Genomic DNA, 24,032 nt, shown 5'->3' with positions numbered 1-24,032 from the left:
GGGGCTCGGGGCTCGGGCTCGGCCGTGTCGGCGGCGACGGCGTCACGCCCGCACCGTGCCGACTTCGCCAACTGGTGCGAGGTTGCCCGCTCCGTGCCCGCCTACAAGTTCGCACCAAGCGGGCAACGCACCCCCGACCGACGAAAGGCGCACGGTGCGAAGTCGGTCGGACCCACCGATGACCTCGCACCGAGCTGACTTCCTGCCGCCGACCGCGCGACTTCGCACCGTGCGCCGCCTGCAGGGCCGGAACAAAGTCGCACGGTGCGCGGTCGAGCGGTCTCAGCGCGACATCCGCACGCCAGCCTGACGGAGCTTCGCCCGCAGGGTCCACTCGTTCCGCAGGTCGGACCAGGTCAGCCGGAGCACGATCCGGACCTCGGGGAACGCGCGGAGACGGTCCTCTCGGATCTTCTCGTCGAGTAGTGCTTCCTCAGGGGTACGCCCGCGCAGGTACTCACGGCGCTGGTACTTGACGGCACCGTCGAACTCCACCACCACCCCGGACTCCGGGAACCAGAAGTCCACGACGATGTCCGGCTCGCCCGCCGTCCGGAACCGGTGTTGGAGGACGGGGGTCGGCGTACCGAACTGGTCGAACCGGGCGCGTGCGTAGGACTCCCCGGGTGAGTCCGACGCGGCGTCGGCGAAGTCGACGGCCCGCAGTGCTCGCCGCCGGCCCTTCTGTCCCCGCCGCTCCACGGCCGACCGGACCAGGTCTCGCTCCACCGCACGGCGGAGGAGCGAGTCAAGGGCGACGATCGCATCGGTGAAGGGCAGCGTGAGCGCCAGATCCGTCGCCAGCCGCTCCAGCCCGCACAGCACCAGCCCATCCGGTGTCGTCACTGCTCGTCGGTTCCGCTCGGGTCGAGGTCCGCGTGCACGATGAAGGTCGCGTTGGTGGTCCGCCGGTCGCCGCCGCTCGAGGTCACGTGGATCCGCGTCGGTGGCGGGGTCAGGAGCGGCACGCCGAAGACCACCGCCGCGGACACGTGGGACACCAGGTCTCCTGGCCGAATGCGGTCGGCGAACGAGCGCACGCGGACGTGGTGCTGCTCGGTGGTCCGGAGTGCTGCCCATCCAGCGGCCTCCGCGTACAGACCGCGTGCGACCCGGATGAGCTCTCCTGCCGCCGCCCGTCGTCTGATGACGTCGGACTCGTCAGGCCGCTGCGCTGATGTTCGGTAGGTGAGGACTTCGGGGACTGGTGCGAGCTTGAGGTTCATCGACATGCCCCGATGGTCGGGAACCCGGTGGACGAACGCAGCGCCGGACACGAGCCCTGTGGACGGATCATCGCCCGCAGGCCGTGTGGAGGAATGAGTCCCACCACCGGAGGCTGCGAGACTGTCCGGGTGAACACACGCACCTGGGGTTGGCTCGCAGCCGTCATCGACGTCGTCCTCATCGTCGTCTTCGCGCTCATCGGCCGTTCCTCCCACGGCGAGGGCAACACCGCACTGGGGATCTGGACCACCGTCTACCCGTTCATGGCGGGCTGGGCGATCGGGTACGTGACGAGTGGAGCCTGGGCCCGCCCGCTGCGCTTCTGGCCGACCGGCGTCGTCGTCTGGATCCTCACGGTGTTCGTCGGCATGGCGATCCGCGTCGCCACGGGTCAGGGCGACGTCGACGGCAACCCGCTGCCGATCTCCTTCGTCATCGTCGCCACCGTCGTGCTCGGGGTGTTCCTGCTCGGTTGGCGCGCGATCGCCCGCGGGGTGCTGCGCTTCACCGCGTCGCGGTCCCGGCAGGACGCCGCCGCGACCGAGGCGTGAACGGCAGCCGCGTGAACGGTGGCCGCGGGTCCCAGCCGACCATCCTCGACGTCGCCGCACGAGCAGGCGTCTCGAAGTCGGCGGTGAGCCGTGTCCTGTCCGGCACCGGACGGTTCTCCGACGAGACCCGTGAGCGGGTCGAGCGCGCCGCAGCCGAGCTCGGGTACGTCGCCAACGCCATGGCACGCGGGCTCGTCAGCGGTCGGACGCACACCATCGGGATGCTCGTCCGCGATGCGTCGTCGATGGTCTACACCGCACTGCACGCCGTGATGGAGCGCCGCGCGTCCGAGCTGGGCTACCGCGTCGTCACCACCACAGGTGTCGGCCGTGTCGAGGACGAGAAGTCCGCACTCGCCGCACTCGTGTCGATGCGGGTGGACGGCCTCGTGGTCTGCAGCGGCTTGATGCCGTCGGCCGACATCGCCGAGTTCGCCCCGCGGATCGCCACCGTGGTCGCCGGTCGGCCCGAACTCCACCCGGCACTGTCCAGCGTGTACTGCGACGAGGTGGACGGTGGCGCGACCATCGCCGACACCGTCGCCGACGCCGGCCACAGCACGGTCGCCGTACTCACCGTCCCACTCGACAACGCGATCACGCAGCACGCCCGCTCGACGGCGATGGTCGAACGGCTCCGAGCGCGTGGTGTCCGGGTCATCGACATCGACGCCAGCTTCGTGCGGCCGCCCGACGACCTCGCCGCTGACCTGGTCGACGCGATGCACGAGTCGGACGTGACCGCGGTGATGTGCCCGACGGACCGGCTCATGCTCGACGTGTGCGAGGCGCTCGCCCGCCGCGGTGTCTGGGTCCCGCACGATCTGTCGGTCACCGGGTTCGACGGCGTGTACCCCCTCGCGAGCGACTGGATCGGGTTCACGACACTCGAGCAGCCGATCGAACGCATCGGCCGCGAGGCGATCGACCTCGTCATCGGCCGGATCGACGACCCGACGCGTGCCGTCGAGCACCGCTCGCTCCGGGGCACGGTCGTGCCCGGTCGCACGCTGCTCCCCCGCTGACCTCGCCGACCTCGCCGACCTCGCCGACCTCGCACCGTGCGAGGAGCATGCGCGAACGGTGCGAGGTTCCGTACTCGGTGCACCATGCTGCGCCTCGCACGGACGCCGGAACCTCGCACCAGACGCACGACGCACAGCCCTCAGAACAGCCCGCTGCGCGGCCCCTCGTCCGGGCCGTCGAACCCGCGGAACATGTCGGACACGAGCGCCTCGATCTGCGGTTCGACCAGGCGCTCCACCGCCTCGGCGATGCGCGGCCGATGGTCGATGAGCGCCAGGCACACCGCCGTCCCGGTCGAGCGAGCGCACTCGTCGGACAGCTCGATCTCGTGCCGGAGCGCCGCCTTCGCCTCGTCGGACAGCGGCTCGCGTGGTGCCTGCTCCCCCGCGCCCGTCCCCGCCAGCTCCCCGAGCGTGAAGAGGAACGGCGAACCCGGCGAGGGCTCGGGATCGACGTCGAGGCCCTGGAACTCGGGCGACAGCCCCTCGGCCGGCTGGTACCCGGCGTGCCGCTTCCGCGCCGCGGCCCGCTCGAGCTCCCGCTGCAGCAGCGGCAGGTTCTTGGCGGTGTAGTCGTCGACGGCGTCTTCGACGATGGTCGAGATCCGGCCGATGAGCGCGTGCTGGACGGCGTGCGGGACGTCCTGCCCGAAGCCGGCGGCACTCGCGATCGGGGACCCGGTGCACTTCCGGCAGATGCGGGTGCGCGGGCGGGCGGTGCCGATCTGCCAGCGCGGCAGCCAGCGCAGCCAGACGTCGACAGCGCTGCGTACGCGTCCGTCGATGCCGTCCATGCCCCAACGATACGGAGCGGAGGCGCGGATCACCCGCTCATTCCGCGCGCCTGCCCAGAACGGCCGGGTTCTCAGGCCTTCGGTTCCGTCACGAAGTCGATGAGCTCCTCGACACGGCCGAGCAGCTGCGGCTCGAGGTCGGCGAAGGTGCGCACCTGTCCGAGGATCCGCTGCCACGCCCGGGCGATGTCGGCCTGCTCGGCGTTCGGCCACCCGAGCGCCTGGCAGATGCCCTTCTTCCACTCGATCGACCGCGGGATCGTCGGCCAGGCCTGCAGTCCGACGCGGGCGGGCTTCACGGACTGCCAGACGTCGACGAACGGGTGGCCGACGACGAGCACGTGCGCGCCCCACTTGCCGCGCATCACTGCCTCGGCGAACCGGGACTCCTTCGACCCGGGCACCAGGTGGTCGACGAGCACGCCGACGCGACGGTCTCGCGAGGGCTGGAACTCATCGAGCACAGAAGCCAGGTTGTCGACGCCGGAGAGCTCCTCGACGACGACACCCTCGACGCGCAGGTCGGTTCCCCAGACCTTCTCGACGAGCTCGGCGTCGTGCTTGCCCTCGACCATGATGCGCGAGGGCAGGGCCACCCGGGCACGCTGCGACTCCACCGCGAAGGATCCGGACGCGGTGCGGAGGCGACCACCATCGGACGCCTGCCGCACGGCGGGCGCGGCCCCGGGCCTCCAGTCCGAGTGAACGGAACCCAGCGAACCCGGCGAGCCGGCAGCGGCCGCGGCAGACCGGCCGACCGGCGCCTGCGGGCGGCCCAGCGTGACGAGCTCGCCCTCGAGCAGGAACTGCCCGGTGAAGGGGAAGGAACGGGTGCGGCCCTTCCAGTCCTCGAGCGCGATGTTGCCCGCCTCGAGTCCGACGACGGCACCAGCCCACCCGGAGTCCGGGTCTTCGAGCACCATGTCGCGTTCGAGCGGCACCTGCCGCACCTTCTTCACCCCGCGGGAGCGCCAGTCTCCCGAGAGCACGTCCCCGCCGTACCGGTCGTCGTCCACCCGCACGAGGGTACTGTCGACGTCGGCCCGGACGACGTCGACCGCGCCGACACCCACCATCTCGACGGAAGGCCTCCCGTGCGCGCAGCGATCATCCACGCCCCCAACGACATCCGCGTCGAGGAGCGCGACCGCCCCTCGGTCCTCACCCCGAAGGACGTCGTCGTCAAGGTCGTGGCCGCGTGCGTGTGCGGCTCGGACCTGTGGCCGTACCGCGGCGTCACGAAGACGAAGGAGCCCCGGCCGATCGGGCACGAACTCGTCGGCGAGGTCGTCGCCGTCGGCGACGCGGTCACCGACCTGCACGAGGGCGACTTCGTGATCTCCCCCTTCACCATGAACGACGGCACCTGCCAGGCCTGCCGCCACGGGATGACCAGCGGCTGCGACCACCTGTCCGGCTTCGGCGGGAAGGACGCGTACGGCGACCCGGTCGGCGGCGCGCAGGCCGAGTACGTCCGCATCCCGGATGCGTCCGCGACGCTGGTCGCGGTGCCCGGCCCCGTCGACCCGGCGCTCGTGCCGTCGCTGTTGACCCTGTCCGACGTCTTCTCCACCGGGCACCACGCCGCGGTGTCGGCGGCGGTCGGTCCGGGCAAGACCGTCGTGGTGGTCGGCGACGGCGCGGTCGGCCTGTCCGCCGTGCTCGCGTCGAAGCGACTCGGCGCCGAGCGCATCATCGCCATGAGCCGGCACGCCGATCGCCAGGCGCTGGCACGCGAGTTCGGCGCGACGGACATCGTGTCCGAGCGCGGCGAGGAGGGCGTCGCGGCGATCCGCGAGCTGCTCGGCGGCGACCTGGCCGACTGCGCGGTGGAGGCCGTGGGCACCGAGGAGAGCATGGACCAGGCGCTGCACTCGGTGCGCGCGGGCGGCAACCTCGGCTTCGTCGGGGTCCCGCACGGCGTGCCGACGATCGGGACGCGCTACCTCTTCGACACGAACATCGCCGTCGCGGGCGGGATGGCGCCGGCACGGAAGTACATCCCGGAGCTGCTGCCCGACGTGCTGTCCGGAGCGATCGACCCCGGGCGCGTGTTCGACCTGGAGCTGCCGCTCGACGAGGCCGCCGAGGCCTACCGGGCGATGGACGAGCGCCGGGCGATCAAGGTGCTGCTGCGGCCGTAGGCGCCGGTCGCTCGCCCGCGCCCGGTCGGCGTCCGGCGCGCCTGGGTCGGGGCGGCACGTTTCGCGCAGCAGAACGCGTGTTTCGAATCGGTAAACAAACCTTTCAGTAAAGAAGGTTGTCCGTTACAGTCCTCGACATGACCACACGAGGACGCACCCCCGGCCAGCCCGGTCTGCTGCGCGTCCTGAACGACCGGGCGGCCCTCGAGCTGCTGCTCGACGACGGTCCGCTCACCCGCAACGAGATCGCGCAGCGGACAGGGCTCAGCAAGCCCACCGCCGCCGAGATCATCCGCCGGCTCGAGTCGGCTGCGCTCATCCGCCAGGCCGGCACGGACACGCAGGCCGGGCGCCGCGGGCCGAGCGCCGTCGTGTACGAAGCGATCACCGACCGCGACCTCGGCGTCGCGGTGGACGTCCAGCTCGTCGACGTCCGGTCGACCGTGGTGGACGCCGCCGGTCGCACGTTCCCGGTCGCCACGCACCGGATGTCCGAGGCCGAGGTGCGCTCCCCCGGCGCCGACATCGTCGCCGCAGCGATCTCCCGCGCAGCCGCCGCGGCCGGTGTCGACCCCGAGCTCGTCACCGCCGTCGCGGTGGGTGTGCAGGCGAGTGTCGACCACGCCACCGACACCCTCATCTTCACCGACGGACTGCCCGGCTGGCCTCGTGAGCAGGTCAGCGCGACCCTCTCCGCCGAGCTCGGGGTCCACGTCGTCGTCGAGAACGACGCCAACCTCGCCGCCATCGCCGAACGCAACATGGGCGCCGGTCGGGCTCCCGGGTCCTTCGCGCTCTTCTGGATGGCCGAGGGCCTCGGCATGGCCCTCGACCTGCACGGTCACCTGCACACCGGCGCCTCCGGTGCCGCGGGGGAGATCGGCTACCTCAGCGTGCCCGCCGACGCACGCTCCATCGACCCGACGGCCACGATCGTCGCGGACCTCATCTCCGAGTCCGCGATCATCGCCCTGGCCGCCGAGCACGGGATCACGGCACCGGACGGCACCGCAGCCGACTGGCGCCAGGTGCTCCCGCAACTGCCCGGCCTGCCCGAGCAGCACCCCTTCACCGTCGCCCTCGGCGAGCGCGTCGGGCACAACGTGCTCCCCGCCCTCGCCGTGGCCGATCCCGAGACGGTCGTCCTGCACGGCCCGACCGGGATCGCCGGTGGCCCCGCCCTGGCCGCCGCCGTGACCGCCTGGCTCCGGACCCGCTCGCGCTGGTCCACCGCCGTGGTCGCGCCCGGCGTCCCCGACACCCCTGTCCTGCACGGTGCGCGGCACGTCCTCATCGACGTCGTCCGCACCGCGCTCGCGGACCGGCTCGAGCGCATCAGTGACGATGCCCCGACGCCGGACCCCGTCGAGCGCCCCTGAACGTTCCACCCGCACCACTCGAGGCACCATCACCCAGCCCTGTCACAGGGCTCTTCGTCGCGCCCGGAAACGGGCGGCGCCCGGAAACGGGCGGCGCCCGGAAACGGGCGGCGCCCGGAAACGGACGGCGACGGAGCGAGACCAGAGAGCGAGTACCGCCTTGTCCCTCCCCGAACCGAACGTCCCGCGCCGCCGGGTGTTCCGCCGCATCGCCACCGCCACGGCCCTCGCCGCGGCCGGCGCACTCGTCGTCGCCGGCTGCAGCTCCGGCAGCAGCGCCGACTCGATCGAGAAGAGCGCCCCGAAGGAACTCAAGGGCACCGTGTCCCTGTGGCACTTCTTCACCGGCCGTGAAGCCGGCGTCGTGAAGACCGCCGTCGAGGGCTTCGAGAAGGCCAACCCCGACGTCACCGTCGACATCCACGCCGGCCAGGACGACGAGAAGCTGCAGAAGGCGATCTCGTCCGGCCAGAACATCGACGTGGGTCTGTCGTACTCGACCGCCATCGTCGGCAGCTTCTGCTCCTCGGGTGCCTTCCGCGACCTGTCGCCGTACATCAAGCGCGACAAGGTCGACCTGTCCGACATCCCGAAGGCGGTGCAGTCCTACACGCAGTACAAGGGCACGCGCTGCACCCTGCCGGCCCTCGCCGACGTCAGCGCCCTGATGTACAACAAGCCGCTGCTCGAGAAGGCGGGCATCACGACTCCGCCGAAGACACTGGACGAACTCAAGACCGACGCACTGAAGCTGACGACGTACAACGCCGACGGCTCCATCAAGCAGCTCGGCTTCAACCCGCTCATCGACTTCTACGAGAACTCCCCCGAGCACTGGGCGCCGATGGTCGACGGCTCGTGGCTCGACAAGGACGGCAACAGCGTGATCGGCACGTCCGACGCGTGGAAGAAGCTCATCACCTGGCAGAAGGGCTTCGTCGACGAGATCGGCTACGACAAGCTCAAGGCCTTCACGTCCGGCCTCGGGCAGGAGTTCGCGGCCGACAACGCGTTCCAGACCGGGCAGGTCGCGATGCAGATCGACGGCGAGTACCGCACGGCGTTCCTCAAGGACCAGAAGCCGGACCTCGACTACGGCACGTCCCCGACCCCGGTGATGGACGGCCTCGGCAACTACGGCTCGACGTACATCGCGGGCAACGTCGCGGGCATCGCGAAGGGGTCCAAGAACCCCGAGCTGTCGTGGGCGCTCCTGAAGTACCTGTCCACCAACACCGACGCGCAGGTCACGATGGGCAACGGTCTGAAGAACATCCCGACGCTCACCTCGGCGCTGGAGTCCCCCGACCTCGAGGTCGACGAGAACTACAAGACCTTCGTCGACGTCGCGGGCAACAAGGACACGATGACCTCGCCGGGCACCGCGGACGGTGCCGCCTACATCGGCACCTTCACGAAGTTCTGGCAGGCCTACCAGCAGAACGGCGGCGACCTCGACGCGAAGCTGAAGAAGCTGGACTCCGACATCGACAACGCGAACCAGCTGGCTGGTCCGTGATGAGCCTCACCACCAAGACGACCGGCCGGGAGGCGCGGCTCGCCCGCGCAGCCCGGCCCACGGGCCCGACGGGGTCCGGTCCGGTGCCCCCGACGGCTCCGCGACGTCGGCCCCGTTCCGCAGAGTCCCGGCGCCGCCTCGTCGCCCTGACGATGCTCGCGCCGGCCCTTGCGGGCCTGGTGATCTTCTTCGCCTACCCGCTCGTCGCGTCGATCTTCTACTCGTTCACGCGCTACAACCAGCTGCAGGAGCCCGAGTTCGTCGGGCTGCTGAACTACAAGTTCCTGTTCACCCAGGACCCGCAGATCGGGCCCGCGGTCGTGAACACGCTGTGGTTCGTCGTCATCCTGGTGCCGGTCCGGATCGTGTGCGGGCTCCTGGTGGCCGGGCTGCTCAGCCGGGCCAAGACGGCCACCGGGTTCTGGCGGACGCTGTTCTACCTGCCCGCCCTGGTCCCGCCGGTCGCGAGCGTCGTGGCGTTCGTGTTCCTCTTCAACCCGGGCACCGGGCCGGTGAACCAGATCCTCCGGGTCTTCGGCATCGACGGCCCGCTGTGGTTCAACGACCCGGCGTGGTCGAAGCCCTCGCTGGTGATCCTGGGCGTCTGGGTGATGGGCGACATCATGATCATCTTCCTGGCCTCACTGCTCGACGTGCCGCGCGACCTGTACGAAGCCGCGTCGCTCGACGGTGCGAACGGCGTCCAGCAGGTCCGGCACATCACCCTGCCGACGATCGCTCCGGTGATCGGGTTCGCCGCCGTGACGGGGGTGATCGCCGCGCTGCAGTACTTCACCGAGGCGGCCGTCGCCTCGGGCGTCGCGAGCGGCAAGGCGACGATCGGTGGCGGGACCGCCGCCCAGCTCGGCTATCCGGGCACCTCGCTGCTCACGTACACCGAGCTGCTCTACCAGCACGGGTTCGCGAACTTCCAGTTCGGCTACGCGTCCGCCATGGCCGTGGTCCTGTTCGTGATCACCGCCGTGGTGCTCGTCTTCACGATGCGTCGGATCAGTGTGTTCCGGCCGGAGGAGTCCTGATGACCGCTGTGTCCCAGTCCCCGCTCGCCCGGGCGCCCCGGGGTTCCGCTCCCCGCGCCGGCAGGCCGCGCGGTCGCACGCTCGTGTGGATCGCCGAGCACGCCGCCTTGGTGGCCCTCGGCGTCCTGACCATCGCCCCGATCGTGTTCGTGGTCCTGACCTCGCTGATGTCGAGCAACCAGGCCCTCACGGCGTCGATCGTGCCCCGGCCGTTCGACTTCTCGAACTACGCGCGGGTGTTCACCGAGCTGCCGCTCACGCAGTGGTTCGGCAACTCGTCGATGTACGCCGTCCTCGCCACCGCGTTCATGCTCATCAGCTCGGTGCCGGCGGCCTACGCGCTCGCCCAGATCAAGTTCAGGGGCGCGAACCTGATCTTCACGGTGATCATCGTCGCGATGCTCCTGCCGCCGCAGGTCACCGCGGTGCCGGTCTACGTGATGTGGTCGCACCTGCACCTGACCGGCACCCTGTGGCCGCTCATCCTGCCGAACCTGCTCGGCGACGCGTTCAGCATCTTCCTGCTCCGCCAGTTCTTCATGACCATCCCCAAGGAGTACGGCGACGCCGCCCGCATGGACGGCTGCAGCGAGTGGGGCGTGCTCTGGCGCGTGGTCGTCCCGATGGCCCGCCCGGGCATCGCGTCGGCGGCGATCTTCATGTTCTTCCACTCGTGGAACGACTACTACGGCCCGCTCCTGTACGCGTCCGAGAACCAGGCCGCCTGGCCGGTGGCGTACGGGCTCGCCACGTTCCGCGGGCAGCACGGCACCGACTGGTCGATGACGATGGCGATGACCGTCGTCGTCATGGTCCCCGTCGTCATCATCTTCTTCTTCGCACAGAAGGCATTCGTCGAGGGCATCGCGCTCACCGGCGTGAAGGGATAGCAGCTCCAGTGAAACTCACAGTCGTCGGTGGCGGATCCACCTACACCCCCGAACTCGTGGACGGCTTCGCCCGACTCCGCGACCAGCTCCCCATCGACGAGCTCTGGCTCGTCGACCCCGACCCGGTGCGCCGCGAACTCGTCGGCGGTGTCGCCAAGCGGATGTTCGCGCACGCCGGACACCCCGGCACGATCCACGTCACCGACGACGTGGTTGCCGGGGTCACCGACGCCGATGCCGTCATGTTCCAGCTCCGCATCGGCGGGCAGGCCGCACGGCAGCAGGACGAGACGTGGCCGCACGAAGCGTGCTGCATCGGGCAGGAGACCACCGGTCCGGGCGGCTTCGCGAAGGCGCTCCGCACCGTGCCTGTCGTCCTGGAGTACGCCGAACTCGTCCGGAAGCACGCCAAGCCGGACGCCTGGATCGTCGACTTCACCAACCCCGTCGGCATCGTCACCCGCGCCCTGCTCGAGGCCGGACACCGCGCCGTCGGACTGTGCAACGTCGCGATCGGGTTCCAGCGCCGCTTCGCGAAGGAGTTCGGCGTCGCCCCCGACCACGTCCGGCTCGACCACGTCGGCCTGAACCACCTGACGTGGGAGCGCGGCGTGCACGTCACGGGCGCGGACGGCGTCGAGCGCGACGTCATGGCGGACCTGCTCGCCGAGTCGGACGGAGCCCTCGGCCGGACGGCGGAGAGCGTGCACATGCACCCGGACCTCCTCCGCCTGCAGCACGCGATCCCCTCGTACTACCTGCGGTACTTCTACTCGCACGACATCGTGCTGCAGGAGCAGCTGCACGAACCGACCCGTGCCGAGGCCGTCATGGAGACCGAGCGGGCCCTGCTCGCGAAGTACGCCGACGAGTCCGTCGTGACGAAGCCCGCCGAACTCGAGCAGCGCGGCGGCGCCTACTACTCCGAGGCGGCGATCGACGTGCTGTCCTCGATCCTCGGCGACCGCGGCGACGTGCAGGTCCTGAACGTGCGGAACGACGGCACCTTCCCGTTCCTGCCGGACGACCACGTCATCGAGGTGCCGTCGCGCGTCACCCGCCAGGCGATCACGCCGTTGCCGGTCTCCCCGCTCGACCCGGACATGGTCGGTCTCGTGTCACACGTCGCCGGGTACGAGCGGCTCGCGCTCGACGCCGCGGTGCACGGTGGCCGCGACCGGGTGCTCCGTGCGATGTGGGCGCACCCGCTCGTGGGGCAGGTGGACAAGGCGGAGCAGCTCACCGACCTGCTCCTGGCCGCGAACGCGGAACACATCCCGTGGGCGCGATCGGAGCAGGTGACGTGGGCGGGCTGAGCCGGACCGGCGAGGCGGGCCCGGCCCGAGCCTCCCGTCCGCCCGCGCCGGTCCCACCGGACGCGACCGACGTCGTGCTCGCCGTCGACGGCGGCGGCAGCAAGACCGACGTCGTCGCGATCGCACTCGACGGGACCATCGTCGGGCACGCGCGCGGTCCGGGGTCGAACCCGCAGACGCGTGGCTGGGACCTCGCCGGCCCGATCCTCGACGACGTCCGCGCGCGGGTCGTCAGCGAGCTGGGCGACCGGCGCATCCGGACGACGCACGTGTACCTGGCCGGGCTCGACCTGCACGACGAGCTCGTCGCCGCGACCGCGGCCCTCGCGCACTGGGCCGAGGACGGCGGTGAACCACACGTCCTGGACAACGACCTGTTCGCGCTGCTGCGGGCCGGCACCCTGTCCCCCGACGCCGCGGCCGTGGTGTGCGGCACCGGGATCAACGCCCTCGCGGTGCGGGCCGACGGCACGACCGCACGGTTCCCGGCCATCGGGGACGTCTCCGGCGACTGGGGTGGCGGCGCGTGGCTCGGCAACCGGGCGCTCTGGCACGCGGCGCGGGCCGACGACGGGCGCGGCCCGGCGACGGCGCTGGTCGGCGCGGTGCCGGCGGCGGTGGGCCTGCGCAGCGTCCGCGAGGTCACCGAGGCCATCCACTTCGGCCGCTTGGACCAGCGCGTGTTCAACCGGCTCTGCCCGGTGCTGTTCGACGTGGCCGGAGCCGGCGACGCGGTGGCCCGGGGCGTCGTGGAGCGGCAGGCGGAGGAGATCGTCCTGCTCGCCGCGGTCGCACTCGAGCGCTTGGGCCTCGGTGGTTCGGCGGCCGAGCCGGTGCCCGTCGTGCTCGGCGGCGGGGTGCTCGCTGCTCGGCACCCGTTGCTCGTCGACGGTGTCGTCGACGGGCTCGCTGCCCGGGTCCCCGGAGCGGTGCCGACCTGGGTGACCGATCCCCCGGTGCTCGGCGCGGGGCTGGCGGCGCTGGAGTCGGTCGGTGCCGACGACGCGGCGCTCGAGCGGTACCGCGAGGCCGTGCGCTCCCGTGCCTTCGCGAGCACGACCGCGCTGATCCGCTGACGCGCGCGCGGGCGCGGGCGCGGCGGGCGCGCGGCGCGCCCGCCCGCCCGCCGCGAGATTTCGCGCTCAGCGACAGCTCACGGCCGCCCGGTCCCGTGAACTGTCGCACAGCCCGAAACGTGACCACGACCGGACCGGAGGCGCGGCGCCAGCCCGCGCCGCGCCTCCAGTCCGACCGGCCGCGGCCTACGCCCGCGCCAGCATCCCGAGCGTGTCGACCACGCGGTTCGAGAAGCCCCACTCGTTGTCGTACCAGGCGACGACCTTCACGTGCCGGCCCTCGTCGACGCGGGTGAGCAGCGAGTCGAAGATGCTCGACTCCGGCCGCCCGGTGATGTCCGTCGACACGAGCGGGTCCACCGTGAACGCCAGGACCCCGGCGAGCGGACCGGCAGCCGCGGCGCGGTAGGCCTCGTTCACCTCGTCCACGGTCACGTCCCGCGACACGACGGTGTTCAGCTCGACGATCGACCCGACGGGCACCGGCACGCGGATGGCGTCACCGGACAGCTTGCCCTCCAGGCGGGGCAGCACCAGCCCGATGGCCTTGGCCGCCCCGGTCGTCGTCGGCACGATGTTCACGCCGGCAGCGCGGGCCCGACGCAGATCACGGTGCGGCCCGTCCTGCAGGTTCTGCTCCTGCGTGTACGCGTGCACGGTGGTCATGAACCCGTGCTCGATGCCTGCCAGGTCGTCGAGCACCGACGCCAGGGGTGCGAGCGCGTTGGTCGTGCACGACGCGTTCGAGATCACCGTGTGCACGGCCGGGTCGAACGTGTCCGAGTTCACGCCGTACGCGATGGTGGCATCCGCTCCGGTGGCCGGCGCACTGATGAGGACCCGTCGGGCGCCGGCGGTCAGGTGCCCGGCTGCCGCGTCGCGTGCGGTGAAGCGTCCGGTGGACTCGAGGACGACCTCGACGCCGAGTTCGGCCCAGGGCAGGTCCGCCGGCGACGTCGATGCGAGCACGCGGACGCGGCGGCCGTCGATGACGAGCGTGTCGCCGTCGACCTCGACGGTGCCGTCGAACGGCCCGAGGGCGGAGTCGTAGCGGAACAGGTGCGCGAGTGTGTCGGGGGCGGTCAGGTCGTTCACGGCGACGACCTCGAGGTCGTCACCGCCCCGTGCGAGCAGGGCGCGGAGCGTGTTGCGGCCGATGCGGCCGAAGCCGTTGATGGCGATGCGGGTCATGTGGGGTTCCTTTCGTTCCGTGGTCCATGCTCACGGGCCTGGAGGCACGGCTCCAGTGGCAGGGAAGCCAGCGTCCGAGAGGATGTCGCCACCACCGCCGCGTCGGCGCGGTCAGTCCTGGAACGTCCGGCGGTACTCGGTGGGCGAGGTCCCGAGGATCCGCCGGAAGTGCGTCCGCAGGTTCGCGTCGGAACCGAGGCCCGCGCGCTCGGCCACCTGGTCGACGCCGAGGTCGGACTGCTCCAGGAGCTCCCGCGCGAGGTCGACGCGCGCCCGCAGCACCCACTGCATCGGCGTGTACCCGGTGTCCTCCACGAACCGGCGTGAGAACGTCCGGGTCGACACCGTGGCGTTCCGCGCGAGCGCTTCGAGCGTGAGCGGCTCGGCGAGGTGCCGGAGCGCCCACTCCCGGGTGTCGGCGAACACGTCGCCGAGCGGTTCGGGAACGCTCCGCGGTACGTACTGCGCCTGGCCGCCGCTGCGGTACGGGGCACTGACGAGCCGTCGGGCGACGTGGTTCGACAGTGCCACGCCGTGGTCCTGTCGGACGATGTGCAGGCACAGGTCGATCCCGCTCGCGGCGCCGGCGCTGGTCAGCACCGAGCCCGCGTCGACGAACAGCACGTCCTCGTCGACGTCCACCTCGGGGTACCGCTCACGGAGCACCCGCGTGTAGTGCCAGTGCGTCGTCGCCCGGCGGCCGTCGAGCAGCCCGGCTGCCGCGAGCGCGAACGCCCCGGTGGAGATCGCCGCGATGCGGACGCCGCGCTCGTGGGCCCGCGCGAGTGCCGTGACGACGTCGGCCGGCGGCGCCGAGTCGGACGGGCGGCGGTAGCCGGGCACGAAGACGGTCTCCGCCCAGTCCAGCGCCTCCAGCCCGTGGTCGACCGCGTTGGCCAACCCGTCGCCGCCGGTGATCCGACCGGCCCGGGGGCCGCACACCCGCACCTCGTAGGGCATGCTCGGCCGGTTCGAGAACACCTGCGCGGGGATCCCGACGTCGAGCGGTTTCGCGCCGTCGAGCACCAGGACCGCGACGCGGTGCAGTGGGGTCCGGGCCATACCGGCGACGCTAGCCGAACACGTCACCCTCGCGTTCTCCACAGATCTGTCAGCCCCCTCCCCTAGGATCAGCACACCACGTACGCTCCGTACGTGCCGTACTCACCGGAGGCCCTCGTGCCCATCGCAGCCGACTACCCCACGTACTCGCGCGCCCGCGAGCACTTCAAGGACATGCTCGACGCCACCGCGACCGGCCGCACCGTGACGGTCGCCCGCGACGGCGCCGTCTCCGCGATGCTGCCCGTCGACCGGCTTCGCGACTACTTCTTCCGGACCGTCTCCCCGCGGGTCAGTGTCTTCCGCGAGGCCGGCGCGGTCGTCGCCCTCATGGAGGGGCGCCCGTTCGTCGCCCAGGGAACGGACGTCGACGACGCACTCGACGACCTCGCCCTGTCGCTGCGGGAGTACGCGGTCGACTGGGAAGACCGTCTCCAGCACGCCCCGAACCACCACGACGCGTGGGCGCTCGTCCAGCTGGTCAAGCTGTCCACGGACGCCGAACTGCGCGACTGGTTGGAGCGCGGCGGTGAGTAGCCCGAGGCACCCTGCTCCGAACCGCGAGCACCACGACACGTTCTGCACGACCGAGCGCTGGACACTGGTGCGCGGCGCCACCGGTCAGCCCGTCCGGCACCATCGCACCTACGAGCTCGTGCTCTGGGACGCACGCGTCCTGCGCACCCGGATCTCGAAGCCCGTCGACCGGTCGACCTACGGTGCGCGCATGTGGGCGCACGTCCTGCGCCACCAGCTGCAGGTCGATGCACCGGCCTTCTGGCGCTGCGTCGACGACGGCACGCTGCCGGACCGGGGCAGCCCCGTGCACCCGGCGCCCGCGAACGCCCTCCCGCTGTACCTGGTGCGGGCACTCCACGACCTCGGTGTGCCCGAGTCGGAGATCCTCGACCTCGGACCCGCCGGCGCTGCCGGACTCCACGCCGAGCTCCTGCGCCGGGCGGCCGAGCCGTCCTGATCGTCAGGCGTCGCGGACGGCCAGCACCCGGTGCGGCGATGCCCGTTCCGCTCGCCACCCGGTCGGCAGCGTGTCCCGCAGTTCCGCCAGGGTGAAGGACCGACGGATCGACCGCAGGCCGTCGACCCGGACGAAGGTCCCCGCGGACACCAGCGGCGACGCCAGCGCGTACGCCCGGTAGGCCTCGCGCGACCGACGGATGTCCGAGTGCACGCTGCGACCCGACGCGAGCGCCTCCGAGTCCGCCAGGAACCCGTTCCGCTCGTCGTCGCCCAGGTGGTGCAGGACGTGGTTCGACACCACGACGTCGAACCGCTCGCCCGCCGTGACCAGGTCACCGCTCGACTGCTGCCGGAAGGTGACACCCCGCGGTGCCCGTCGGTTCGCCGCGTCGATCGCCCGCGGGTCCGGGTCGACCCCGACGACCTCGACGTCGAACCCGTCGCTCGCCGCCCACCGAACGACGGCCCGGGCCAGGTCGCCCCCGCCGCACCCGAGGTCGAGGACCCGAGCGCGGCCGTTCACCGGCAGGGCCGGTACGACGTGGGTCCGCCACGCCGAACGCCAGCCGCTCACCAGGGCGTTGACGAGCGCGAAGCGCCGGAAGGTCCGCGCGAGCGCGCGCGGGTCGCAGTCCGGGTCGTCCATGAGTTCGGTCAGGTCGACCGCGCGCGTGCGCAGGTCGAGGACCGGGAGGCCCGTGGAACCGCCGTCGGGACGGCTCACGTGCGCACCATGGTCAGTCGCGCACTCTCGACCGTGAGACCGGGGCCGAAGGCGAGCGCCACGACGGCGGCTCCTTCCGGGATCCCGGCGTCGAGGGCCTCGCGGAGCACGAACAGCACGGTCGCGCTCGACATGTTCCCGTGGTCGCGCAGCACCGTCCGGCTCGCCGCGATCGCCGTGTCCGGCAGGTCGAGCGCCTGCTGCGTGCGGTCGAGGATCGCACGTCCACCGGGGTGCACGGCCCACACCGGCACGTCGGCGGCCGGTCCGTCGAGCAGCGACGCGACGGCCTCGGCGACGCTGCTGCCGACGAGCTTGGGGACCGTGGTGCTCAGGACCATCTCGTAGCCCTCGTCGCCGATGTTCCAGGCCATCTCGCCGGCGCTCTCGGGCACGACGGCGGTGGCGAACGCGTCGAAGCGCAGGCCGGGGCCGTCGGCGGTGACCACGACGGCGGCGGCACCGTCCCCGAAGACGCTGTTCGCGACGATCTGGTCCGGGTCGTCGCTCGCGCGGACGTGCAGGGTGCAGAGCTCGGCGCAGACGACCAACACGACGGCGTCCGGGTCGGCCTCGGCGAACGCGGCCGCGATCCGGAGCGCCGGGAACGCCGCGCAGCACCCCATGAAGCCGATGTGGTGGCGGAAGACGTCACGGCGCAGGCGGAGCTCGGTCACGATGTCCAGGTCCGGGCCGGGCTGCGTGAACCCGGTGCACGACACCGTGACGACGTGCGTGACCGAGGCCGCGTCGACGTCTGCGCGGGCCAACGCGTCACGAGCAGCTTCGACGAAGAGCGGCGGCGCGAGCTCGCGGTAGCGGTCGTTGCGGGTGCCCGTGGAGGGCGAGTGCAGCGCGCCGTCCGTGTCGCGGAACGCGCCCGATGGACGGCTCCGGTCGAGTTCGGCCAGCACGGTGTGCCGGTGCTCGACCGCCGAGGCGTCGAAGGCTGCGGGGACGAGCCGCCGGCCGAGACGACCGAGCTCGGGCTGCGCAGCGAAGAGGTCTCGCACGGCAGCCTGCTCGAGCGTCGTCTCCGGGACGGCGGTTCCGATGGCGCGGATCGTTGCGGACACGACTCATCCTGTCACCGGGTCGCTGACGCGTCCCCAGATTCGACGATCTCGAACGCGACCACGGACGGACGGGAGGCGCGGTGCCAGCTGGCACCGCGCCTCCCGTCCGTCGCCGGAACCCGTCTACGCCTGCTGCGCGCGCTCCAGCACCAGCTCACGGACGCGGGCGGCGTCCGCCTGGCCCTTCATGGCCTTCATGACGGCACCGATGATGGCGCCGGCGGCCTGGACCTTGCCGTCCTTGATCTTCGCGAGCACGTCCGGCTGGCCGGCGAGTGCCTCGTCGACCGCGGCGGTGAGCGCCGAGTCGTCGGACACGACCTTGAGCCCGCGGGCCTCGACGACCTGGGCCGGCGAGCCCTCGCCGGCGATGACGCCCTCGAGCACCTGGCGTGCCAGGCGGTCGGTCAGGTCGCCGGACTCGACGAGCGCGATGACCTCGGCGACGTGCTGCGGCGACACGAGGTCGCCGGGCTCGGCGTCCTGCGCGTTCGCGACACGGCTGATCTCGCCGGTCCACCACTTGCGGGCCGCCTGCGGCGCGGCTCCGGCGGCGACGGTGCCCTCGACCTGGTCGAGCAACCCACCGTTCACGACGTCCTGGAACTCCAGGTCGGCGAAGCCCCAGTCGCCCTTCAGGCGACGGCGGCGAGCCACCGGGGCCTCGGGCAGGGACGCACGGAGCTCCTCGACGACCGCGGGGTCCGGCACGACCGGCAGCAGGTCGGGCTCGGGGAAGTAGCGGTAGTCGTCGGCATCCGACTTCGGACGGCCGGCCGAGGTGCGGCCGGTGTCCTCGTGCCAGTGACGGGTCTCCTGCGTGATCGAGCCGCCGTCGGCCAGGATCGCGGCCTGGCGCTGGATCTCGTAGCGGATCGCACGCTCGACGGCACGGAACGAGTTGACGTTCTTCGTCTCGGTGCGGGTGCCGAGCTTCTCCTGGCCGCGGGGGCGCAGCGAGATGTTGGCGTCGCAGCGCAGGTTGCCGCGCTCCATGCGGGCCTCGGAGACACCGAGTGCGCGCACGAGGTCGCGGATGACCTGCACGTACGCGGCACCGAGCTCGGGGGCACGGTGCTCGGCACCGAAGATCGGCTTCGTGACGATCTCGACGAGCGGCACACCGGCGCGGTTGTAGTCGACGAGCGAGTACTCGGCACCCTGGATGCGGCCGGTGGCACCACCGACGTGCGTCAGCTTGCCGGCGTCCTCTTCCATGTGGGCGCGTTCGATCGGGATGTTGAAGATCGTGCCGTCGGCCAGTTCGACCTCGACCTCGCCCTCGAACGCGATCGGCTCGTCGAACTGCGAGACCTGGTAGTTCTTCGGGTTGTCCGGGTAGAAGTAGTTCTTCCGGGCGAACCGCGACGACTCGGCGATCGAGCAGCCGAGCGCGAGCCCGAGCTGGATCGAGTACCGGACGGCCTGCGCGTTGACGACGGGCAGCGACCCGGGCAGCCCGAGGTCGACCGGCGTCACGTTCGTGTTCGGCTCGCCACCGAAGAAGTTCGGCGCGTCCGAGAACATCTTGGTCTTCGTCGCGAGCTCGACGTGCACCTCGAAGCCGAGCACCGGCTCGTAGCGCTCCAGTGCCTCGTCGAAGTCCATGAGCGCGTCCTTCTGCGCCATCAGATCACACCTTCCTGCGCAGCCGACTGCTGACTCTGGTCGAGGTCCGGGATCCGGTCGATGAGCGGGGCTCCCCACTGCTGTTCGAGCAGACGCTCGAGTGCCGCACCGTAGCGGTACAGGCGGGCGTCCTCGCGCTGCGGGGCCATCAGCTGGACGCCGACGGGCAGGCCGTCCTCGGGTGCGAGGCCGTTCGGGATGCTCATCCCGGGCACGCCCGCCAGGTTCGCCGGGATCGTGGTGAGGTCGTTGAGGTACATCGCGAGCGGGTCGTCGATGCGCTCACCGATCGGGAACGCGGTCGTCGGGGCCGACGGGCTGATGAGCAGGTCGACCTGGTCGAACGCGGCCTGGAAGTCGCGCTGCACGAGCGTGCGGACCTTCTGCGCCGAGCCGTAGTAGGCGTCGTAGTACCCGGCGCTCAGGGCGTAGGTGCCGAGGATGATGCGACGCTTCACCTCGGGACCGAACCCGGCTTCGCGCGTGGCGGCCATGACGTCCTCGACCGTCGCACCGTTGTCCGGCGTGACGCGCAGGCCGAAGCGCACGGAGTCGAACTTCGCCAGGTTCGACGAGGCCTCGGCCGGCAGGATCAGGTAGTAGGCGCTGATCGCGTAGGCGAACGACGGGGCGTCGATCTCGACGACGACCGCACCGGCCGACTCGAGCAGCGCGACGGTCTCCTGGAAGCGCTGCGTGACGCCGGCCTGGAAGCCGTCGCCACCGGCGAGCTCCTTCACCACGCCGACGCGCAGGCCGCGCAGCGTGTCCGCCTGCAGTCCTTCGCGGGCGGCGGCGGCCATCGAGGGCCAGGCGTCGGGGATCGAGGTGGAGTCGCGCGGGTCGTGCCCGCCGATGACGTCGTGCAGGAGCGCGGCGTCGAGGACGGTGCGGGCGACCGGGCCGATCTGGTCGAGGCTGGACGCCAGGGCGATCGCGCCGTAGCGGCTGACCCCGCCGTAGGTCGGCTTCACACCGACGGTGCCGGTGACGGCGCCGGGCTGACGGATCGAGCCACCGGTGTCGGAGCCGAGGGCGATGGGTGCCTCGTGCGCGGCGACGGCAGCGGCCGAGCCACCGCCGGACCCGCCGGGGATGCGGTCGAGGTCCCACGGGTTGTGGGTCGGTCCGTACGCCGAGAACTCGGTGGTCGAGCCCATCGCGAACTCGTCCATGTTGGTCTTGCCGAGCGGCACGAGGCCGGCGGCGCGGAGCTTCGCGACCGGGGTGGCGTCGTACGGCGGCATCCACCCTTCGAGGATCTTCGAGCCCGAGGTGGTCGGCATGTCCTGCGTGCACAGGACGTCCTTGATCGCGATCGGGACACCGGCGAGGGGCCCGAGGTCGTCGCCGGCCGAGCGACGCGAGTCGATCGACTTCGCGACGGCGATGGCGTTCTGGTTGACGTGCAGGAAGGCGTGTACGTCGCCGTCGACGGCGGCGATGCGGTCGAGGTGGGCCTGCGTGGCCTCGACGCTCGAGACGTCGCGCGCCACCAGGGCGTCGGCGAGCGCCGCGGCGCTCATGCGCGTGATGTCGGTCACTGTTCTTCTCCCAGGATGGCGGTCACTCGGAACCGTTCGCCGTCGGAGTCCGGCGCTCCGGAGAGCGCCTGCTCCTGCGTCAGCGTCTGGCCGACGACGTCGGGTCGGGTGACGTTGCCGAGCGGCACGGGGTGGCTCGTCAGCGGGACGTCGTCGGTCGCGACCTCGGCGACCTTGGCGACGCTCTCGACGATGTGCGACAGCTCCCCGGTCAGCTTCTCGATCTCGTCGGGCGTGAGTGCGATACGTGCGAGGTTCGCCAGGTGCGCGACCTGCTCGCTCGTGATGTCAGGCATGGTGCTCCGTCGATCGGTTCGTGGACGTCCGACAGTCTATTGGCTGCGGTCGATCACGCAGGCGCGGCTGTGGACGGCTGCCTGGAGGCCCGTCACCGGTCCGGCGGACCGGTGACGGGCCTCCAGGCGGCGTGGACCCGAGCCGTCACTTCCCGTTCTGGTCACCCGCTGCCGGAGCCGCCGTGGCGGCGGGCGCAGCCGGTTCCGCCGGCGCCGCCGGAGCAGCCGGTGCAGCGGGTGCAGCGGGTGCAGCGGTCTGCGTCGGCGTGGTCGGCGTCGACTGGTCGGCCTGCGACGCACCGGATCCCGACGACGCCGAGGACTGCGACTGCGACGACTGCGACGAGTGGCTCGCCTGCCCGATCATCGCCTGGCTCGGCGTGGGCAGGGCGTCCCCGCCGACCGTCTGGTCCAGGTACGCCATCATCGACTTCCCGACCCCGAACTTCGCGCTGTACCCGGTGGTGCCCTGCAGGAACGGCCAGTTCGCCAGGCTCACGCTCCCCTGCACGTTCCCGATCCAGGTGGCGTTCGTGTACTTCGTCGACGACGCGACGAGCCAGTTCTGCACGTCGCCGTCGGTGGTGCCCGTCTTCGCGAACTTCGGCACGCTGTCGCCGGGGTTCGCGCTGGCGGCGGTGCCGGAGCCGGACAGCACGCCCTGCAGCGCGTAGTCGACGGTGCCGGCGACGTCCGCCGACACGCCCTGCGTGCAGGACGACGGCGTCGGGGTGATCTTCGTGCCGTCCGCCTCGGTGACCGAGTCGATCGCGGTCGGCGTGCAGACGACGCCGCCGTTCGCGAAGCCGGCGTAGGCCTCGGCCAGGTCGATCGGCGACAGCTCGTTGACGCCGAGGATCGACGAGGGGGTCTGCCCGAGGGCGCCACCGTCGGCGCGGTGGATCCCCATCGACTGTGCGAGCTGCGCGATCTTGCAGAGGTCGAGCTGCTTGCCCATCGCGCCGAAGGCGGTGTTGATCGACTCGACGGTGGCGGCCTGCACGGTCATCGACGCCGGCACGGACTCTGCGTTCGCGACCGGCCACGTCCCGCCGCTGACGTTCTGGCAGGAGTTCGTGAACTCCGAGTTCTGGAACGTGTGCTCGGTGGTCGACACCGACTCGGAGAGCGTGTGGCCGGTCGCGAGCCACTCGGCCAAGGTGAACACCTTGTAGGTGGAGCCGGTCTGGAACCCGCCGGAGTTGCCGTAGCCGGAGTCCGCGCTGTAGTCCACCGCGGTCGACCCCGCTGCGGCGTTGTCGCCCTGCGTGTACGACGTGTTCTGCACCATCGACATGATGCGTCCGGTGCCGGGCTCGACGGTGACGTTGGAGCCACCGACGTCGACGCCGGCCATCGTGGCCGGCACGTAGGTCGACAGTGCGGTCTGCGCCTGGCCCTGCAGGTCGAGGTCGAGCGAGGTGTGGATCTGCATGCCCTTGGTGTCGAGCGTCGCGATGCGCGCCGCGGCGGTCTTGCCGAACGCCGGGTCCTGCAGCACCTGGTCGCGGACGTAGTCGCAGAAGTAGCCGGCGTCGTAGTTCGTCGCCGCGGTCGAGCAGCCGTTCGCGGTCTCGGTGATCTTCGGCGTGACCGGGGTCGCGATGGCCTTCGTCATCTCGGCCTTCGTGATCGACCCGTGCGCCTGCATGCGGCGGAGCACGTAGTCGCGTCGCTCCTTGGTGAGCGCGTAGCCGTTCGCCTGCCCGTTCGCCTTGTCACCGGGCACGTCGATGCGCAGGTTCGAGGGGTTGTTGAGGATCGCCACGAGCGTGGCCGACTGCACCAGCGACAGGTCCTTCGCGTGCACGCCGAAGTAGTACTCGGCACCGGCCTCGGCGCCGTACACCCGACCGCCGAGCCCGACGATGTTCAGGTACCCGGTCAGGATGTCGTCCTTCGAGTACTTCTTGTTCACCGCGATCGCGTACCGCATCTCCTGCAGCTTCCGCTGCGGGGTGACGCCGGCTGCGTCCTCGTAGCAGGCCTCCACCTTCTTCGCCGTGGCGGCCTGGTCCTTGCCGGTGAGCTCCTCGCACTGCTGCACGAGGACGTTCTTGACGTACTGCTGCGTGATGCTCGATCCGCCCTGGACGTCGCCGCCGACGACGGTCGCGGCGACTCCGCGCAGCGTGCCGAGGACGTCGATGCCGCCCTCGTCGTAGTAGCGGGGGTCCTCGGTGTCGATGGCGGCCTGCTTGAGCGTGTCCGCCATCTGGTCGGCTGTGACGTTCGTCCGGTTCTCGGCGTAGAACGACGCGATCTTGACCTGCTTGCCGCCCTTCGTCGCGTACACCGACGACACCTGCTGCGGCGTCTGCACGTCGAGGTAGCTCGGCAGGTCCTCGAAGAACGCGACCGCACCCGAGGTGCTCTCGCCCGCGACGGCGACCGCGGGCGTCACCGCGACGGCGACGAGCATGCCGGCGAGCACGGACATCACCACGAACATCAGGAGAGCACCAGGCCATCGCACCACACGCATGCCCCGAACCGTAGGGAGGCGGGCTGTACTGGTTCTGCCGTGGAACCGACTGAGGCTGCGCCGTCGCTCAGGTTGCCGCTCAGGCA

At 71.3% G+C, this 24,032-nt stretch carries 23 protein-coding genes; 11 read left to right on the top strand and 12 right to left on the bottom strand.

Features of this window, described 5'->3' with window-relative positions; translation table 11 throughout:
• Nucleotides 1-282 precede the first annotated feature (282 nt).
• Together EDF31_RS04935 and EDF31_RS04930 are read right to left on the bottom strand one after the other, a co-directional pair.
• Nucleotides 283-846, bottom strand: coding sequence for a hypothetical protein (locus tag EDF31_RS04935; RefSeq protein WP_131845378.1), 564 nt, complete (start codon nucleotides 844-846; stop codon nucleotides 283-285).
• On the bottom strand, nucleotides 843-1,232 hold the full coding sequence (locus tag EDF31_RS04930; protein WP_131845377.1) for a hypothetical protein: 390 nt from the start codon (nucleotides 1,230-1,232) through the stop codon (nucleotides 843-845). The genes EDF31_RS04935 and EDF31_RS04930 overlap by 4 nt, the downstream gene beginning before the upstream one ends.
• 123 nt (nucleotides 1,233-1,355) lie before the next feature.
• Here EDF31_RS04930 and EDF31_RS04925 point away from each other — a divergent pair, with 123 nt between their 5' ends.
• Together EDF31_RS04925 and EDF31_RS04920 are read left to right on the top strand one after the other, a co-directional pair.
• A complete protein-coding gene (locus tag EDF31_RS04925) occupies nucleotides 1,356-1,778 on the top strand; it encodes a DUF3054 domain-containing protein (protein WP_243649864.1) in 423 nt (140 codons plus the stop codon).
• Complete coding sequence (locus tag EDF31_RS04920) at nucleotides 1,775-2,803, top strand: LacI family DNA-binding transcriptional regulator (RefSeq protein WP_243649862.1); 1,029 nt, start codon at nucleotides 1,775-1,777, stop codon at nucleotides 2,801-2,803. Before EDF31_RS04925 ends, EDF31_RS04920 begins: the two co-directional genes overlap by 4 nt.
• Before the next feature lie 140 nt (nucleotides 2,804-2,943).
• On the opposite strand, the gene EDF31_RS04915 is transcribed toward EDF31_RS04920, so the two are convergent.
• Complete coding sequence (locus tag EDF31_RS04915; RefSeq protein ID WP_131845375.1) at nucleotides 2,944-3,597, bottom strand: spermidine/putrescine ABC transporter substrate-binding protein; 654 nt, start codon at nucleotides 3,595-3,597, stop codon at nucleotides 2,944-2,946.
• A 71-nt stretch (nucleotides 3,598-3,668) separates the two neighbouring features.
• A complete protein-coding gene (locus EDF31_RS04910) occupies nucleotides 3,669-4,613 on the bottom strand; it encodes a DUF3097 domain-containing protein (RefSeq protein WP_123340804.1) in 945 nt (314 codons plus the stop codon).
• Nucleotides 4,614-4,691: 78 nt separating this feature from the next.
• Here EDF31_RS04910 and EDF31_RS04905 point away from each other — a divergent pair, with 78 nt between their 5' ends.
• The 7 genes from EDF31_RS04905 to EDF31_RS04875 all read left to right on the top strand — a co-directional run bounded on the left by EDF31_RS04905 (nucleotide 4,692) and on the right by EDF31_RS04875 (nucleotide 12,961).
• Complete coding sequence (locus tag EDF31_RS04905) at nucleotides 4,692-5,741, top strand: alcohol dehydrogenase catalytic domain-containing protein (protein WP_123673174.1); 1,050 nt, start codon at nucleotides 4,692-4,694, stop codon at nucleotides 5,739-5,741.
• Nucleotides 5,742-5,878: 137 nt separating this feature from the next.
• Complete coding sequence (locus EDF31_RS04900; protein ID WP_123294056.1) at nucleotides 5,879-7,120, top strand: ROK family transcriptional regulator; 1,242 nt, start codon at nucleotides 5,879-5,881, stop codon at nucleotides 7,118-7,120.
• Nucleotides 7,121-7,280: 160 nt separating this feature from the next.
• Nucleotides 7,281-8,639 carry an extracellular solute-binding protein gene (locus EDF31_RS04895; protein ID WP_243649860.1) on the top strand — a complete coding sequence of 453 codons (1,359 nt, stop codon included), beginning with the start codon at nucleotides 7,281-7,283 and terminating at the stop codon, nucleotides 8,637-8,639.
• Nucleotides 8,639-9,679 carry a sugar ABC transporter permease gene (locus tag EDF31_RS04890; RefSeq protein ID WP_200849231.1) on the top strand — a complete coding sequence of 347 codons (1,041 nt, stop codon included), beginning with the start codon at nucleotides 8,639-8,641 and terminating at the stop codon, nucleotides 9,677-9,679. Before EDF31_RS04895 ends, EDF31_RS04890 begins: the two co-directional genes overlap by 1 nt.
• Nucleotides 9,679-10,569, top strand: a complete 891-nt coding sequence (locus EDF31_RS04885; RefSeq protein WP_131845374.1) for a carbohydrate ABC transporter permease — start codon at nucleotides 9,679-9,681, stop codon at nucleotides 10,567-10,569. Before EDF31_RS04890 ends, EDF31_RS04885 begins: the two co-directional genes overlap by 1 nt.
• Nucleotides 10,570-10,577: 8 nt before the next feature.
• A complete protein-coding gene (locus EDF31_RS04880; protein ID WP_123340745.1) occupies nucleotides 10,578-11,885 on the top strand; it encodes a 6-phospho-beta-glucosidase in 1,308 nt (435 codons plus the stop codon).
• Nucleotides 11,873-12,961, top strand: a complete 1,089-nt coding sequence (locus EDF31_RS04875) for a BadF/BadG/BcrA/BcrD ATPase family protein (RefSeq protein WP_243649858.1) — start codon at nucleotides 11,873-11,875, stop codon at nucleotides 12,959-12,961. The genes EDF31_RS04880 and EDF31_RS04875 overlap by 13 nt, the downstream gene beginning before the upstream one ends.
• Before the next feature lie 186 nt (nucleotides 12,962-13,147).
• On the opposite strand, the gene gap is transcribed toward EDF31_RS04875, so the two are convergent.
• Together gap and EDF31_RS04865 are read right to left on the bottom strand one after the other, a co-directional pair.
• On the bottom strand, nucleotides 13,148-14,152 hold the full coding sequence (gene gap, locus EDF31_RS04870) for a type I glyceraldehyde-3-phosphate dehydrogenase (protein WP_123294060.1): 1,005 nt from the start codon (nucleotides 14,150-14,152) through the stop codon (nucleotides 13,148-13,150).
• 111 nt (nucleotides 14,153-14,263) lie between these two features.
• A complete protein-coding gene (locus EDF31_RS04865; RefSeq protein WP_131845373.1) occupies nucleotides 14,264-15,214 on the bottom strand; it encodes a helix-turn-helix domain-containing protein in 951 nt (316 codons plus the stop codon).
• Nucleotides 15,215-15,307: 93 nt separating this feature from the next.
• Here EDF31_RS04865 and EDF31_RS04860 point away from each other — a divergent pair, with 93 nt between their 5' ends.
• Together EDF31_RS04860 and EDF31_RS04855 are read left to right on the top strand one after the other, a co-directional pair.
• Nucleotides 15,308-15,751, top strand: a complete 444-nt coding sequence (locus EDF31_RS04860; protein WP_123294062.1) for a prevent-host-death protein — start codon at nucleotides 15,308-15,310, stop codon at nucleotides 15,749-15,751.
• On the top strand, nucleotides 15,744-16,190 hold the full coding sequence (locus EDF31_RS04855; protein ID WP_185021045.1) for a cytotoxic translational repressor of toxin-antitoxin stability system: 447 nt from the start codon (nucleotides 15,744-15,746) through the stop codon (nucleotides 16,188-16,190). The genes EDF31_RS04860 and EDF31_RS04855 overlap by 8 nt, the downstream gene beginning before the upstream one ends.
• A gap of 3 nt (nucleotides 16,191-16,193) precedes the next feature.
• Here the strand turns inward: EDF31_RS04855 and EDF31_RS04850 are convergent, their stop codons facing one another.
• The 6 genes from EDF31_RS04850 to EDF31_RS04825 all read right to left on the bottom strand — a co-directional run bounded on the left by EDF31_RS04850 (nucleotide 16,194) and on the right by EDF31_RS04825 (nucleotide 23,946).
• Nucleotides 16,194-16,916, bottom strand: a complete 723-nt coding sequence (locus tag EDF31_RS04850; protein WP_123340740.1) for a methyltransferase domain-containing protein — start codon at nucleotides 16,914-16,916, stop codon at nucleotides 16,194-16,196.
• Nucleotides 16,913-17,992, bottom strand: a complete 1,080-nt coding sequence (locus tag EDF31_RS04845) for a type III polyketide synthase (RefSeq protein WP_131845372.1) — start codon at nucleotides 17,990-17,992, stop codon at nucleotides 16,913-16,915. Before EDF31_RS04845 ends, EDF31_RS04850 begins: the two co-directional genes overlap by 4 nt.
• A gap of 123 nt (nucleotides 17,993-18,115) precedes the next feature.
• A complete protein-coding gene (gatB, locus tag EDF31_RS04840) occupies nucleotides 18,116-19,621 on the bottom strand; it encodes an Asp-tRNA(Asn)/Glu-tRNA(Gln) amidotransferase subunit GatB (RefSeq protein ID WP_123340738.1) in 1,506 nt (501 codons plus the stop codon).
• Nucleotides 19,621-21,165 (bottom strand): Asp-tRNA(Asn)/Glu-tRNA(Gln) amidotransferase subunit GatA, encoded by a 1,545-nt coding sequence (gatA, locus tag EDF31_RS04835; protein WP_131845371.1) that lies wholly within the window; start codon nucleotides 21,163-21,165, stop codon nucleotides 19,621-19,623. Before gatA ends, gatB begins: the two co-directional genes overlap by 1 nt.
• Nucleotides 21,162-21,461, bottom strand: coding sequence for an Asp-tRNA(Asn)/Glu-tRNA(Gln) amidotransferase subunit GatC (gatC, locus tag EDF31_RS04830; RefSeq protein ID WP_111085021.1), 300 nt, complete (start codon nucleotides 21,459-21,461; stop codon nucleotides 21,162-21,164). The genes gatA and gatC overlap by 4 nt, the downstream gene beginning before the upstream one ends.
• 145 nt (nucleotides 21,462-21,606) lie before the next feature.
• Entirely contained in the window at nucleotides 21,607-23,946 is a 2,340-nt protein-coding gene (locus EDF31_RS04825; protein ID WP_131845370.1) for a transglycosylase domain-containing protein, read from the bottom strand.
• Nucleotides 23,947-24,032: the final 86 nt, after the last annotated feature.

The organism is Curtobacterium sp. PhB142, from assembly GCF_004341255.1.
Lineage (GTDB): Bacteria > Actinomycetota > Actinomycetes > Actinomycetales > Microbacteriaceae > Curtobacterium.
This window is presented reverse-complemented; position numbering and strand designations above follow the sequence as displayed.